Annotated in this window: 12 protein-coding genes, 1 tRNA gene and 1 pseudogene; 6 read left to right on the top strand and 8 right to left on the bottom strand. The window is 61.1% G+C overall.

The features are described 5' to 3' along the window. Positions 1 to 9: 9 nt before the first annotated feature. Positions 10 to 948, top strand: coding sequence for a DUF2950 family protein (locus ACS4RS_RS07360; protein WP_439011502.1), 939 nt, complete (start codon positions 10 to 12; stop codon positions 946 to 948). Positions 949 to 989: 41 nt separating this feature from the next. Here ACS4RS_RS07360 and ACS4RS_RS07365 read toward each other — a convergent pair whose 3' ends face one another. Continuing rightward, positions 990 to 1,478, bottom strand: a complete 489-nt coding sequence (locus tag ACS4RS_RS07365; RefSeq protein ID WP_439011501.1) for a CYTH domain-containing protein — start codon at positions 1,476 to 1,478, stop codon at positions 990 to 992. Between the two features lie 27 nt (positions 1,479 to 1,505). Then, a complete protein-coding gene (locus tag ACS4RS_RS07370) occupies positions 1,506 to 1,973 on the bottom strand; it encodes a hypothetical protein (RefSeq protein ID WP_439011500.1) in 468 nt (155 codons plus the stop codon). 262 nt (positions 1,974 to 2,235) lie between these two features. Here ACS4RS_RS07370 and ACS4RS_RS07375 point away from each other — a divergent pair, with 262 nt between their 5' ends. Then, positions 2,236 to 4,005, top strand: a complete 1,770-nt coding sequence (locus ACS4RS_RS07375; protein WP_439011499.1) for a hypothetical protein — start codon at positions 2,236 to 2,238, stop codon at positions 4,003 to 4,005. Between the two features lie 242 nt (positions 4,006 to 4,247). Here ACS4RS_RS07375 and ACS4RS_RS07380 read toward each other — a convergent pair. Then, positions 4,248 to 4,323 (bottom strand) — tRNA-Ala (locus tag ACS4RS_RS07380). 150 nt (positions 4,324 to 4,473) lie between these two features. Continuing rightward, complete coding sequence (locus ACS4RS_RS07385; protein WP_003589408.1) at positions 4,474 to 4,857, bottom strand: TIGR02300 family protein; 384 nt, start codon at positions 4,855 to 4,857, stop codon at positions 4,474 to 4,476. Between the two features lie 328 nt (positions 4,858 to 5,185). Between ACS4RS_RS07385 and cmk the strand changes: the two genes are divergently transcribed. Both cmk and rpsA read left to right on the top strand, forming a co-directional pair. Continuing rightward, a complete protein-coding gene (gene cmk / locus ACS4RS_RS07390) occupies positions 5,186 to 5,833 on the top strand; it encodes a (d)CMP kinase (RefSeq protein WP_439011498.1) in 648 nt (215 codons plus the stop codon). A 176-nt stretch (positions 5,834 to 6,009) separates the two neighbouring features. Continuing rightward, entirely contained in the window at positions 6,010 to 7,713 is a 1,704-nt protein-coding gene (rpsA, locus tag ACS4RS_RS07395; protein WP_003571265.1) for a 30S ribosomal protein S1, read from the top strand. Positions 7,714 to 7,782: 69 nt separating this feature from the next. On the opposite strand, the pseudogene ACS4RS_RS07400 reads toward rpsA, so the two are convergent. The 3 genes and pseudogenes from ACS4RS_RS07400 to ACS4RS_RS07410 form a co-directional block, all read right to left on the bottom strand. Continuing rightward, a pseudogene (locus ACS4RS_RS07400) lies at positions 7,783 to 9,358 on the bottom strand (hypothetical protein). 230 nt (positions 9,359 to 9,588) lie between these two features. Continuing rightward, on the bottom strand, positions 9,589 to 10,215 hold the full coding sequence (locus ACS4RS_RS07405) for a ribonuclease D (RefSeq protein WP_439011496.1): 627 nt from the start codon (positions 10,213 to 10,215) through the stop codon (positions 9,589 to 9,591). Between the two features lie 140 nt (positions 10,216 to 10,355). Further along, positions 10,356 to 11,165 carry a MerR family transcriptional regulator gene (locus ACS4RS_RS07410; protein ID WP_439011495.1) on the bottom strand — a complete coding sequence of 270 codons (810 nt, stop codon included), beginning with the start codon at positions 11,163 to 11,165 and terminating at the stop codon, positions 10,356 to 10,358. A 169-nt stretch (positions 11,166 to 11,334) separates the two neighbouring features. On the opposite strand from ACS4RS_RS07410, the gene ACS4RS_RS07415 reads away from it, so the two are divergent. Further along, on the top strand, positions 11,335 to 12,615 hold the full coding sequence (locus tag ACS4RS_RS07415; protein ID WP_439011494.1) for a 4-aminobutyrate--2-oxoglutarate transaminase: 1,281 nt from the start codon (positions 11,335 to 11,337) through the stop codon (positions 12,613 to 12,615). A gap of 63 nt (positions 12,616 to 12,678) precedes the next feature. Then, the gene (locus ACS4RS_RS07420; RefSeq protein WP_439011493.1) at positions 12,679 to 14,160 is read left to right on the top strand and encodes an NAD-dependent succinate-semialdehyde dehydrogenase; all 1,482 of its coding nucleotides are present in this window, start codon (positions 12,679 to 12,681) and stop codon (positions 14,158 to 14,160) included. Positions 14,161 to 14,206: 46 nt separating this feature from the next. Here the strand turns inward: ACS4RS_RS07420 and ACS4RS_RS07425 are convergent, their stop codons facing one another. After that, a complete protein-coding gene (locus tag ACS4RS_RS07425; protein WP_439011492.1) occupies positions 14,207 to 14,416 on the bottom strand; it encodes a SlyX family protein in 210 nt (69 codons plus the stop codon). Between the last annotated feature and the right edge of the window lie 168 nt (positions 14,417 to 14,584).

Raw genomic sequence — 14,584 nt, forward strand, 5'->3', positions numbered from 1 at the left:
AGTTATATGATGAGAACTCAATCAACCTTGATCCCGCTTATGCTTTCTACCGTGCTCTGCGTGGTTTCCGCGACCCCGTCGGTATCGCAGATGCAGACCGATCTCACCGAGTTTGCGGCGGCGGGTCCGACGCCGTCGTTTGGCACGCCGGCGGCGGTTCTCGATCGCCTCAAGGCAGTGCTGGCTTCCAACGATGTCGACGGCTTCGCAGGCCTTCTCGGCCTGAAGGCGGACAAGCTGCGGTCCAGCAACGAGGCGATGATCACCTATGGGCTGATCCGCGAAGGCGCCGCGCGGCAGATGATCCTGGAGGACCTCGGCGGACGGAAGTTCATTGCGATCGGCGACCGTCTCTGGCCCCTGCCGTTTCCGCTCACCGAGGGCAAGGACGGGAAATGGTCCTTCAACACGCAGCGCGGCCTGGAGGAGATCGTCAATCGGCGCGTCGGCGAAAACGAACTCGCGACGATCGACACAATGCACGAATATGTGGCGGCACAATATCAATATGCATCCGACGATCGCGACGGTGACGGTATTTACGAGTTCGCCAAAAAATTGATCAGCAGTCCCGGCAAGCTGGACGGCCTTTACTGGGATCCGAGCGTCTATCCGGAGGAAAGCCCGGCAAGCGCGCTGGTCGAGACCGCTGCCTTCGGTGCCGCCAAACGCGGGGAAGGTTATTTCGGATATCGCTATCGCATCCTGACAGCCCAGGGCGACAATGTGCTCGGCGGCAAACAAAGCTACCTCGTCAATGGTTACATGACCGGCGGCTTTGCGCTCATCGCCTGGCCGGTTTCATATCGGGTGACCGGCGTGCAGACTTTTATCGTCAACGGGATGAACGTCATCTATCAACGCGATCTCGGGCCGCAAACGGACCAGCGCGCCGCCGCGATCAAGGAATTCAATCCGGACGCCAATTGGACGGTTGTCAGCGAATAGGCTCTTACAGCGCCCTGCGCCTCTTCAGACGGGCGCCGTCATCAGCCGCCGCATGCTGCACCCAGGGGAGGCTTCCTGGAGGCCGCGGCCATAGCGCGGTTGGAATAGCGATCGTTGCCCGTGACTTCTCGCCCAAGCCATTGCGGCAGGACCGGCAGATCGTCTTCGCTCGCCATTTCGATCTCGGCGAGCGTCAATCCCTCATAGGCTCCGGCAAAGACGTCGACATCCCAGTTTCTGCCCTCGTGCAGGACCCGATAGCGCGTTTTCTCAATGACGTGGCCGGTCGCATGGCAAAGCAGATCCCGCGCCTCCTCGACGGGAATCTCGTATTCATATTCGTCTTTGGCGAGCCCTGTCGTGCGGAATTTGATCGTCAGGCAAGCAGAACGATCGTCGATCAAGCGAACGCGGACCGAATTCTCATCGCGAGATAAATAAGCTTGCTGCAGGACATGCGAAATGCCGGCACAATCGCGCCAGCTATCGTTACGCACGAGGAACTTGCGCTCGATCTCGATCGCTTTCAACTTGATCAGCCCCTACTTTACTGCGGGTCAGTCGACCGGCGGCTCCCAAGTAAGGAAGAAGCCGACGTCTCCGGGCATGTTGTCCGGGAAGTTGATGATCATGGCCTTCAGCCCATAACCCTGCGGCTTGGCCACCTGCTCGAAGAGTTCCAGGAGTTCCTTTGCCTTTCCCTGCAGCGTCTTCTGCCATCCCGGCAGGTTGTTGTTGATGGCACGGCCGCTGTCGGTGCAAAACGTCGAGGGAAAACTATAGATCAGTGCCTCGTATTTGCCGTCTGCCGCCGCTTTCATCACAAGTCGCTTGATGACGGCGCGTTCCGTTTCGCCGATCTGCTTGCGGAAAAAATCCTCGACGAATTCCGCGTGTTTCTTTGCTTCACGCGCCTTGATCCTTTCGTTGCGCTCCATCTCGACGAGCTGAAGCTCCAGAGCACGTTTGCGCAGTTCCTCTGCGCTTGTCATGGAATGGGGTGTAGAGCTCTCAGGTGATGTCATCGCAGCCTCCTCCAGAATATACAACGATGATAGGGCGAGCTTGGAGACTAAGGCAGTAAGATACATGACGGCGCCGGTAGAATACGGTATCCTACGCCGGCACTTCGTAAGCCGTGACTACGTCCATCCTTGGGCTAATCATCGGATTCGTTTAGCGTTGGTTAGGGTATTCGGCCGGGCGGCATTGCTGTTACGCCGCGGCGAGACTATCGTTTAAGACAGCGTACTGCAGGTTGTTCGCAATCGGCGTCTGGGGGAACCGATGACGAGTGCAGGCATAAACAGGGTCGCCGCCTCGCAGGAGGAGGTACAGCAGCAACTTGAGCGCATTCTTTCCAGCCGGGAGTTCCGCCTTCCCGAACGGACGAGGAAGTTCCTAGAATTCGTGGTTACGGAAACGCTGGCGGGCCGTCGCGACTATCTGAAGGCCTTTACGATCGCACAGGCCGTTTTTGGCCGGGACGCGAACTTCGATGCCCAGCAGGATCCCTGCGTTCGTATCGAAGCCGGCCGGCTGAGACGGGAACTCGAACACTATTATCTCACAGCCGGTGGCGCCGACCGCATCATCATCACCATCCCGAAGGGCGGCTACGCGCCGGTCTTCGATGTCATCGGCAGCGCTGAACCCGCTGATATCTTGCCGTTCGAGCAGCCCGAACGGCCGCGTTTGTCAGGCGCCGATGATAGACAGATCCATGTGGCAGCGGATGCGATCAGCCCGAACACCGGGAACCGGCGCCTTTCGCCTCGATATTGGCTGCTTGCAGCAGGCGCGGTGATTATCCTGGCCTCGGCAGCGGCTCTCATTTTGCAGGTCGAATCGCCGAGTATGGAGCGCGAAGCGGGACCGGCCGCCAACACCCGCCCCACCATTATTGTCGAGCGTTTTGAAAGCGTGTCTGGCGGGAACCTTGCCTCCGATATCTCTCGCGGCATGACCGACGACATCATCGAGAAGCTGGTGCGCTTCAATGACATCGTTGTCGTCACCGCCATGCCACGGAATAAGACCATCGAACCTTCGTCAGAACCGCTCTATGCCTTGCAGGGAAGTGTGCGGCTCGAAGGCAGCGTGCTGCGCTCGACCGCAAGGCTGGTGCGGCGGGCGGATGCGGCTGTCATCTGGGCAAGCAACTACGATGCCGATATGCAGGTACAAGGCATCCCGAAAACGCAAGCGAGCCTTGCCGGGGATATCGCGACGGCGGTCGCGCGCCCATTTGGCGTCATCTTCCAGACCGATACCGCCACCATCACCGGACGCACGGACACCTATTCATGCATTCTATCCTACTACAGCTACCGCAGCGAAATGACCGTGCAGGCGCATGAGATGGCGAAGTCCTGCCTGCAACGGGCCGTGGAGAAGATGCCGGCCGATGCCAATGTCGTGGCCCTTCTTTCGCTGATCCACCTCGACGAGTTCCGTTTTTCATACCAACTTCACACCAAAGCGACGGCCGCGACGCTCGGCCTGGCAAAGCAACTTGCAGAGCATGCGGTGCGGCTCGACCCGAAGAATGCACGGGCTCTTCAGGCGCTGATGCTTGCCAACTTTTTCGACAATGATCCGGCTGCGGCTCTCAGCGCCGGCGCCAGCGCCTATGCCAGCAATCCGAACGATACCGAGGTGGCCGGTGAATACGGCCTGCGCCTGTCGATGTCGGGGGAATGGGATAAAGGCTGCAAGCTGATTTCAGAAGCAGTCGGCAAGAATGCGGGGCCCCGCGGATATTACGAGGTCGGAATGGCACTCTGCGCCTTCATGCGGGGCGATATACAGGCTGCGGAACTCTGGTCGCGCATGTCTGATCTCAACTACAATCCGATGCATCGCCTCGTATTGCTGTCCATTCTTGGCGCGCTCGGAAAAAAGCAGGAGGCGGAGCAACAGCTTGATTGGATCCGGCGCGAGTCGCCCGCATTGATCCAGAACATCAGGCAGGAGGTCGCCAGGCGGCTGGCGCGGACCGAGGATCAGAAACGGTTTCTTGCGGGAATAGAGGCTGCCGGTTTATCGGTGCAATAGCCGAGTTGAGGTCGTGGGAGCGGGATGCCAGCGCCAGCCGATGGTCTCTATTCCTGGAGTCATTTCGTTGAATGCGCTGGGCACGTCGCGTGATCTAATTGCGCGGCTTTCGCATACACCTGCGGTTATTGGCAATCGGTCTTACGGTTGGGGAGGCAAGTTGAAGCCGGATTCAGCCGGGCACCGCTTCGGCCTAACGGTTTCTCGCGGCTGCGCCACGCGAAGCCCGTAAGGGCGAAGCGTGGTGGAGCTAAGCGGGATCGAACCGCTGACCTCTTGCATGCCATGCAAGCGCTCTCCCAGCTGAGCTATAGCCCCATCAAGGTGGTCCGGCACAGGGCCGGTCCTGGGATGCTTCGCAGGGCGTGCCCTGCGGAGTGGCGGCTTATTACTTCCGGTTTTCGGAGATAGCAAGCCTAAAAAATTCGGCCCGGAGAATTTTTTCCTCACCGGGCCGAAATGCAGCCGTCAGACTTCGTCTTCGTCGCCGGTCACGCCGATGATGTCGCTCATGTCGTCGTCGTCATCGTCTTCGTCGGGTGTGAGGAAGGTATCGTCGTCGTCATCGCCTTCGATTTCGACATCGTCGTCGCCGATATCGGGGATGTCGTCGCCGGAGGCGGCGTCATCGGCATCCTCAAGCGAAACCAGTTCGACTTCGGTGTTTTCGGTATCGACTTCCGCAACCTCGTCTTCCTCGGCAACGTCGGCGATCGCCGAGGTCTCCTCGAAGAAGGACAGGGGGTAGGACTTGCCGGTATAAGGAGAAACGATCGGATCCCGGTTCAGATCATAAAACTTCTTGCCGGTTTCCGGATCGGTACGCTTGGTTCCAAGTTCCGCTTTCGCCACTATAAGCCTCGTGAGAATGGCCGAATGCAAGATTCGGCAAATGCCGTTCAAGCCGGCGTTCCATCGGAATTTATAAGCCGGTCCCCTTAATCGCTGTGGCTGCCCATGTCAAAGCCAAACTTTATGATCGGAGTGCAAGGTATTTCCGGCGCCGGCGGATGACCGGCCGGCGGGTTTATGGTAACGAGCCGCGGCAGCCGCAGAACCGAGCGAAGATCGTCGCGGGAAAGGACGGCCTTGCGAAGAAAATGCTGTGCCTTTACAAAAGATTACGCCACGCACGGCCTTCGCGCCGGGGCCCTTTGGCCCGCTGCCCAGGATTGATCGCATGACCACCAAGACTTTCACCATCGCTATTGATGGCCCGGCTGCGGCGGGCAAGGGCACGCTTTCGCGCCGCATCGCCGAGCAATACGGCTTCCACCACCTCGACACCGGCCTGACCTATCGCGCCACGGCCAAGGCGCTGCTCGACGCCGGCCTGCCGCTTGACGACGAGGCGGTGGCGGAAAAGATCGCGCGGGAGGTTGAACTCGCCGGATTGGATCGCGATATACTTTCCAAACATGAGATCGGCGAAGCGGCCTCGAAAATAGCGGTCATGCCGGCGGTGCGCCGGGCCCTGGTCGAGGCGCAACGGCGATTTGCGACGAAGGCGCCGGGAACCGTGCTCGACGGGCGCGATATCGGCACGGTCGTCTGCCCGGATGCACCTGTAAAGCTCTATGTGACGGCGACGCCGGAGGTCCGCGCCAGACGCCGTTACGACGAGATCCTGGGCAAGGGCGCGACGGCGGATTTCGATGCTATTTTCGAGGACGTCAAGCGGCGCGACGAACGCGACATGGGACGTGCCGACAGCCCTTTGAAACCAGCTGATGATGCGCACTTGCTTGATACGTCGGAAATGAGTATAGAGGCCGCGTTTCGAGCCGCTCAATCGATCATCGATGCGGTCTTGAGCCGAAATGCCTAAATTCAAGCGATTTTGCATGCTCAGAGCATGGATCGCTTTTAATGCAGCAAGCCTGAAATTCCGTCCAAGCGCCGGATTGCCTTCGTGAAAGAGGGCGGACTGGGTTCAGGCCCGTTCAACGCAAACCAACCGGCGCATACGTGTCCGCTCCCTATTCAGGACACGCAGGAGATTTTATGTCAGTAGCTACTCCCTCTCGCGAGGATTTCGCGGCCCTTCTCGAAGAGTCCTTTGCCAAGAACGATCTGGCCGAAGGCTATGTCACCAAGGGCATCGTCACGGGCATCGAAAAGGATGTCGCCGTTGTCGACGTCGGCCTGAAGGTCGAAGGCCGCATCGCGCTCAAGGAATTCGGCGCCCGCGCCAAGGATGGCCAGCTCAAGGTTGGCGATGAAGTCGAAGTTTACGTTGAGCGCATCGAAAACGCGCTCGGCGAAGCCGTTCTGTCGCGCGAGAAGGCTCGCCGCGAAGAAAGCTGGGTCAAGCTCGAAGCCAAGTTTGAAGCCGGCGAGCGCGTCGAAGGCGTGATCTTCAACCAGGTCAAGGGCGGCTTCACAGTCGACCTCGACGGTGCGATCGCCTTCCTGCCGCGTTCTCAGGTCGATATTCGTCCGATCCGCGACGTGACCCCGCTGATGCACAATCCGCAGCCCTTCGAAATCCTCAAGATGGACAAGCGCCGCGGCAACATCGTGGTTTCGCGCCGTACGGTTCTGGAAGAATCCCGCGCCGAGCAGCGTTCTGAAATCGTTCAGAACCTCGAAGAAGGCCAGGTTGTCGACGGCGTCGTCAAGAACATCACCGATTACGGTGCGTTCGTCGACCTCGGCGGCATCGACGGCCTGCTGCACGTCACCGACATGGCATGGCGCCGTGTGAACCATCCGTCGGAAATCCTGAACATCGGCCAGCAGGTCAAGGTTCAGATCATCCGCATCAACCAGGAAACCCACCGTATCTCGCTCGGCATGAAGCAGCTCGAGAGCGATCCGTGGGATGGCATCCAGGCCAAGTATCCGGAAGGCAAGAAGATTTCCGGTACCGTCACGAATATCACCGACTACGGTGCATTCGTCGAGCTGGAGCCGGGCATCGAAGGCCTGATCCACATCTCGGAAATGTCCTGGACCAAGAAGAACGTTCACCCCGGCAAGATCCTGTCGACGAGCCAGGAAGTCGAAGTCGTCGTTCTCGAAGTCGATCCGTCCAAGCGCCGTATCTCGCTCGGCCTCAAGCAGACGCTGGAAAACCCGTGGGCAGCATTCGCCCGCAGCCATCCGGCCGGCACTGAAGTCGAAGGCGAAGTCAAGAACAAGACCGAATTCGGCCTGTTCATCGGCCTCGACGGCGATGTCGACGGCATGGTGCACCTCTCCGACCTCGACTGGAACCGTCCGGGCGAACAGGTCATCGAGGAGTTCAACAAGGGTGACGTCGTCAAGGCCGTCGTTCTCGACGTCGATGTCGAGAAGGAACGCATCTCGCTCGGCATCAAGCAGCTCGGCAAGGATGCGGTCGGCGACGCCGCTGCATCGGGCGACCTGCGCAAGAATGCAGTCGTTTCCTGCGAAGTCATCGCGGTCAACGACGGCGGCGTCGAAGTGAAGCTCGTCAACCACGAGGACATCACTTCCTTCATCCGCCGCGCCGACCTCGCCCGCGACCGCGACGAACAGCGCCCCGAGCGCTTCTCGGTCGGCCAGGTGTTCGACGCCCGCGTCACCAACTTCTCCAAGAAGGACCGCAAGATCATGCTGTCCATCAAGGCTCTGGAGATTGCGGAAGAGAAGGAAGCCGTTGCTCAGTTCGGTTCGTCCGACAGCGGCGCTTCGCTCGGCGACATCCTGGGCGCAGCCCTGAAGAACCGCGGCGGCGAATAAGCCTCGCATCCGCCTTTGAATTGAAGAACCCGCCGGAGCGATCCGGCGGGTTCTTCATTTTCAGGTCTTTTATTCCCAGCCGACCATGCGCTGATAGAGCGCATAAACCGGATCGGCGGCCGCGCCTGACTGATATGGCGTCGGCTCGGAATCGATCATCCTCGGCGTCCTGCGCTGAGGCGCCGCATTGGCTGCTTCGCCATCGGCCGCGGCATCCCCGCTGCCGGTCTGCGCCTGCTGCTGATCGTCCTGCTGCTGATCCCCTTGCTGCTGATCTGGCGACCCGCCCTCATGGTGGTGCTGATTCTGGTGGCTGGTTTCATCCGCCTTCCCGTTCGCCGGGACATCCTTGGCGAACTGATAGGGCAGCTGCGTATAGGCAAGTCCCTCCGGCATCCTTGCCGCAAGCGGGACATAGGCAGCCTCGGTCGTCTCGGGAATCGGCATCATTGGCGGCGGCGCGTCGGTCTCTTTCGGCTGGCGGGCAGCCGCAGCCACGATCTCCGTTTCCATCGGAGATGGGCGCGGCGCTGAGGACGGGCGCGCATCGGCGCTGCTGCAAGCTCAGCCGGCTGCCTGGTCAATGTTTCGGCCGCATCGCTGATGACGGCATCGTCGAGGATCGTATCGATCTCCAAGGCCGCTTCGATGGGACCATCCTCCAGTACGGCTTCGACATCCTGCTCGCGGATGATGGTGACGATCATCTCGGAAACCTCTTCGGTCATCGAAGCGGCAATTCCTGTCCAGTTCCTCGGAATGACGGGATCGCCCTTTTCCGACATGGCGCGGGGCTGGATCGCAGGCGCCTCCGGCGTTTCCTGCGCGTCCTCGGCCGGTGTGGCTTCGGCCGGCAAGGCTGGCGCGGTGTCGATCTTCCGCGGCTCAGATCTGTCCGCGGCGACCTCCCCTGCCGCTGCCGACGCAGACTGAGCCCGGTCTTCAGGCCGCGGCGTTTCCGGATCGGCTACCTCCACGGCCTCGGCGATCACCGTTTCCTCGGCGGTCGCCAGGGCCGCGGCCTCGATCAGTGCACCGGCGGCGCCGACAGCTTGCCTGCCGGCTGGCGCATGGCGACAGGCGCATGATCCTCATGCAGCTGGATCTCCGGCCGGGCTTCGGCGCGCATCGGCGAAGCGTCGTTCTGGCCATAGGAGCGCACGACGGCGCGGGCGGCGAGATCGCGGTCCTTGTAGCGGACGATTTCCAGATAGGCGACGATGCGGGCCGCTTCCGGGCCTGCAGGGTTCTTCAGGGCTGCGGCGATCATCCGAAGCGGCAGGCTGTGGCCTTGCTCCGTCAATTGGCGCTCGATCTCGTCGATCTTGACGGCCGGCAGCCGCTGGATGGCATCGGCAAGCCGGGAGGCGAAGGCAAGATTGGTTTCGTCCTCGCCGCGGTCCAGCGAGATCGCGCGCCCGGCCGCATCTATGGCATCGAAGAGGGCTTCGATCATGCGCTCGCGTGCGGCAAGGAGCAGGATACTGAGCTTGCCGGCAATGGCGGAATTCAGGTCGGCGGCTTCGACGGCGTTGACCGGCGCGGGAGCAATCACAGAACGGCCGAGGCCGCCGGCGACGATCGCCGCAGTCTGGCCTTGAGACGAAAAGCTTGCATTGGACGCTGCACGAACGGGAGTCAACATGGCATGCTCCTTTCGTAAAGTGACGATGAAAGCAGGCTCTATAGAGGACCGCGCTCATCCGGCCCCTTGCATCCCCGCAGATCCTCCTGTCCGCATGACGCAATACCAGCGTCATCGAAATGCATAAATATTAAGGGGAATTTTAGGAAAGAGGCGTTAACGAATCGCTAACGGCCATAGACAAGCCGCTTCCACGGTTGTTGTTTCCCGTACGTCGCGGGCGATTTTCATCAGCTATGGGCGAAGATATCGGCCTCTTCCCAGCCGAGCAGGTCGAGCTTGGCGCGGGTCGGCAGGAATGCAAAGCAAGCCGTTGCATGGTCAAACCGGCCGTCGCGAAGCAGGCGTTCCGTCAGCTTGTCGCGCAACGCATGCAGATAAAGAACATCGGAAGCGGCATATTCGAGCTGGGCTGGAGACAGCGTCTCGGCTGCCCAATCGGAAGATTGCTGGGCCTTGGAGATATCGACGTCGAGCATCTCCTTGAGATTATCCTTGAGGCCGTGGCGATCCGTATAGGTGCGGATCAGGCGCGAGGCGATCTTGGTGCAGAAGACCGGGTTCGTCGTGACGCCGAAAGTGTGGAAGAGCACGGCAATATCGAAGCGGCCGTAATGGAAGATCTTCTGATGGGTCGGATCTTCGAGCAGGGCGACGAGATTAGGGGCCTCTTTCTGACCGGCGGCGATGCGGATGACGTCGGCGGTGCCGTCGCCCGGTGAAAGCTGGACGACGCAGAGCCTGTCCCGGCGCGGCACCAGGCCGAGCGTTTCGGTGTCGATGGCAATCGCGCCGGTGTAGCGCGCGGCATCGGCTGCGGAAACATCACCTTCGTGATAACGTATGTTGGCGGCCATGAGACTGTCTTTCCTTAGGACGCTGCAGCACTTTGAATTGCCGCGTAATTTTATCCTTAAATCGATGCCGATCTAAGAAATTATGCAGTGCGCTATAGCGCAAAGCTGCAAAATGCGAAACCGCTTCCTCTGCAGGCGTTTCAGAATGTCGGCGGCGTGTTGATCCAGAGAAGCACGGTTTCGCCGTCATGGCGGTTACGCCAGGAATGGTAGCGGCGGCTTTCGAAATAAAGCGAATCGCCGGGGCCGAGATCGAAGAACTGATCGCTGTCGAGCACCAGCTCGAGCCGGCCGGACAGGACATGCATGAATTCCTCGCCCTCGTGACGATAGGCGCCCTCGCTGGCAGCGCCCGGCGCCAGCACGAAACGATGGCAATCCATCATCCTCGGGCCTTCGGCCAGCAGCTGCACCGCGACTCCAGGCGTCGTTTCCGGCCAGCTGCGCCATTCCCCGGCACGCACCACAGCCGATCCCTCCTCGCTTTCCTCGCCTGAAAGGCGCGAGACGGTGGTCCCATAATACTCAGCGAGGTCATGCAGCGTCTTGAAGCTCACGCCCTGCGAGGTGCGCTCCAGCGTCGAAAGCGTCGAGGAGGTGACGCCGATATCACCGGCCACCTGATCCAGCGTCTTGCCGGCGGCATGGCGCAGGCTGCGCAGCTTGCGGCCAAGACCGGCGCCCTGGCTTGCCTCGGCGCTATCGGCGGAAGGCTCCTCACCTTCCAGCGCCTCGCGGATTGCCGCGGGATTGAGGCCACGCTCGACACGAAACCAGGAGATGCGCTTCAACCGCGCCACATCGTCGGCGCTGTATTGGCGATGGCCGGTTTGCGAACGGCCGGGAACCAACAGGCCCTGGCTTTCCCAGAGGCGCAGCGTCGATGGCGAAACACCCGCCAGCCTTGCGGCCTCCGCCACCTTGTAGCGTACAGGTCCGCTATCATTCATCCAGAAACATCCCGATTCCAATCGTCTGCGAACATTCATCAAAACGCGTGATGTTTGAAGCAAAAAATCCCGCTTGTTTTCTTGCAGGAAAAATGTAGGAGTTTCTTACATAGCTTGCAGAACTTCTGCAAGATAATTCTAAACGCTTTTTAGCGCAGGAGCACATTCGATGAACGCGACAAGCCTTACCGACCGGAAGAACGCCGCCATCTCCCGCGGCGTCGGCATGACGACCCAGATTTATGCCGATCGCGCAGAAAATGCCGAGATCTGGGACAAGGAAGGCCGCCGCTACATCGATTTCGCCGCCGGCATCGCCGTTCTCAATACTGGCCACCGCCATCCCCGCGTGATTGCGGCGGTCAAGGAACAGCTCGACCACTTTACCCATACCTGCCATCAGGTGGTGCCCTATGAGAACTATGTCAGTCTCGCCGAGCGGCTGAATGCGCTGGTGCCGGGTGACTTCGAGAAGAAGACCATCTTCGTCACGACCGGTGCCGAAGCGGTCGAAAACGCCGTCAAGATTGCGCGGGCGGCGACCGGCCGCTCGGCCGTCATCGCCTTTGGGGGCGGTTTCCATGGCCGTACCTTCATGGGCATGGCGCTGACCGGCAAGGTGGTGCCCTACAAGGTCGGCTTCGGCGCGATGCCGGGCGACGTCTTCCATATTCCTTTCCCGGTCGAGCTGCACGGCGTCACCGCCGATCAGTCGCTGGCGGCCCTGAAGAAGCTCTTTGCCGCCGACGTCGATCCGCAACGGGTCGCCGCCATCATTATCGAGCCCGTCCAGGGCGAAGGCGGTTTCTACCCGGCGCCCGCGGCCTTCATGAAAGCGCTGCGCGAACTCTGCGACCAGCACGGCATCCTACTGATCGCCGACGAGGTGCAGACCGGTTTTGCCCGCACCGGCAAGATGTTCGCGATGGATCACCACGAGGTGGCGGCCGACCTGACGACGATGGCAAAGAGCCTTGCCGGCGGCTTTCCGCTCGCCGCCGTCACCGGCCGCGCCGACATCATGGACGCGCCGGGACCGGGCGGGCTCGGCGGCACTTATGGCGGCAATCCGATCGGCATCGCCGCAGCGCATGCCGTCCTCGACGTCATCGCCGACGAGGATCTTTGCAATCGCGCCAATCTGCTCGGCGGACGATTGAAGCAGCGGCTGGAATCGCTGCGCGAGACGGTGCCTGAGATTGCCGATATCCGTGGGCCGGGTTTCATGAATGCCGTCGAATTCAACGACCGGACGACGGGCTTGCCGAGCGCCGAATTCGCCAACCGGGTACGGCTGACAGCGCTCGACAAGGGCCTGATCCTGCTCACCTGCGGCGTCCACGGCAACGTCATCCGCTTCCTCGCGCCGATCACCATCCAGGACGAGGTGCTCGGGGAGGCGCTCGATATTCTCGAGGCCTCGATGCTGGAAGTGAGTGCGGCCAAGTGAGGCGACAGGCACCGGATTTCAATGGCTGCCGGCGACCGGCAGCCGCTCCCAAGGAGATATGACATGGCTTTCACCACCGCGCTGACCAGACACATTCCCTTCTCTTCACCGTTCCTGCGCGCTGCCGGCTATATCAATGGCGTCTGGACGTCAGGCGATGCCGCCGGGACTTTCGACGTGCTCAACCCGGCAACCGGCGAGCTGCTTGCCTCGCTGCCCGATATGGGGGCTGCCGAAACGCGGACGGCGATCGATGCGGCCTATGCCGCCCAGCCGGCCTGGGCCACCCGCCCGGCCAAGGAGCGCAGCGTCATCCTGCGCAAATGGTTCGACCTGATGGTCGCCAATGCCGACGAACTTGCCGCGATCCTGACCGCCGAAATGGGCAAGCCCTTCGCCGAAGCGCGCGGCGAGATCCTTTATGCCGCCGCCTATATCGAATGGTATGCTGAGGAGGCAAAGCGCATCTATGGCGAGACGATCCCGGCGCCGTCCAATGACAAGCGCATGATCGTCATCAAGCAGCCGGTCGGCGTCGTCGGCACGATCACGCCATGGAATTTCCCGGCGGCGATGATTGCCCGCAAGATTGCGCCGGCGCTGGCCGTCGGCTGCACGGTCGTGTCGAAGCCGGCCGAGCAGACGCCGCTGACGGCGATCGCCCTTGCCGTGCTTGCCGAACAGGCCGGCATTCCGGCCGGCGTCTTCAACCTCATCGTCGGCATCGACGGCCCGGCGATCGGCCGCGAGCTCTGCGGCAACGACAAGGTGCGCAAGATCAGCTTCACCGGCTCGACGGAGGTCGGCCGCATCCTGATGCGGCAGTGCGCCGATCAGATCAAGAAGGTGAGCCTGGAGCTCGGCGGCAACGCGCCGTTCATCGTCTTCGACGATGCCGATCTCGACGCCGCCGTCGAAGGCGCGATCGCCTCCAAATATCGCAATGCCGGCCAGACCTGCGTTTGCGCCAACCGCCTCTACATCCAGTCGGGCGTCTATGACGCCTTTGCGGCCAAGCTTGCCGCCAAGGTCGCTGCAATGTCAGTCGGCGACGGCTTCCAGCCGGGTGTCGAGATCGGGCCGCTGATCGACGAACAGGGCCTTGCCAAGGTGGAAGACCATGTGGGTGACGCGCTTGCCAAGGGCGCCAAGGTTTTGATCGGCGGCAAGCGCATCGACGGCGCCGGCACCTTCTTTGCGCCGACGGTGCTGACCGGCGTTGCGCGCGGCATGAAGGTGGCGCGCGAGGAAACCTTCGGGCCGGTAGCGCCGCTCTTCCGCTTCGAGACGGCCGAGGATGTCATCGCCCAAGCCAATGATACGGAATTCGGCCTTGCCGCCTATTTCTATGCCGGCGACCTGAAGAAGGTCTGGCGGGTGGCGGAAGCGCTGGAATACGGCATGATCGGCATCAATACCGGCATCATGTCGTCCGAGACGGCGCCTTTCGGCGGCATCAAGCAATCCGGCCTCGGCCGCGAGGGCTCGCGCCACGGCGCCGATGATTATCTGGAAATGAAATATCTCTGCATCGGCGGCGTCTGATCAGCCAGCCAGGAAAATCGGGCACGCGGCCTCTCGCCGCGTGTCGTCAATAATGCGGCGGGCGGGTGACGGCAGGCGCTTCCAGCGACTGTTCCTCGAGCGACAGGAAGCGTTCGGTCAGCCGGTCGAGCTTGGTGCGCATCTGCTCGACGATCTTCCATTGCTCGGTCAGCTGATCGGAAAGTTCCTCGATCGTCTTTGCCTGATGGGCCAGCATTTCTTCCAGCCGGGTGATGCGGTTCGTCTCGTCGGACATCGATCCTCCTTTGCCGAAACCGGCAGTACAGATGGTTCTCCCAAAGCGGAAATTAGCCGCTTCGTCAATGCTTTCGATGGCTGGTGCAACCACGCGCAAAAACCGAACCATCTGGTTACTAAAAGACCTTGCCGCGCCTGATGTTGTGGGGTAGGCCCTTATCCATCA

The organism is Rhizobium sp. F40D2 (assembly GCF_051810745.2).
GTDB lineage: Bacteria > Pseudomonadota > Alphaproteobacteria > Rhizobiales > Rhizobiaceae > Rhizobium.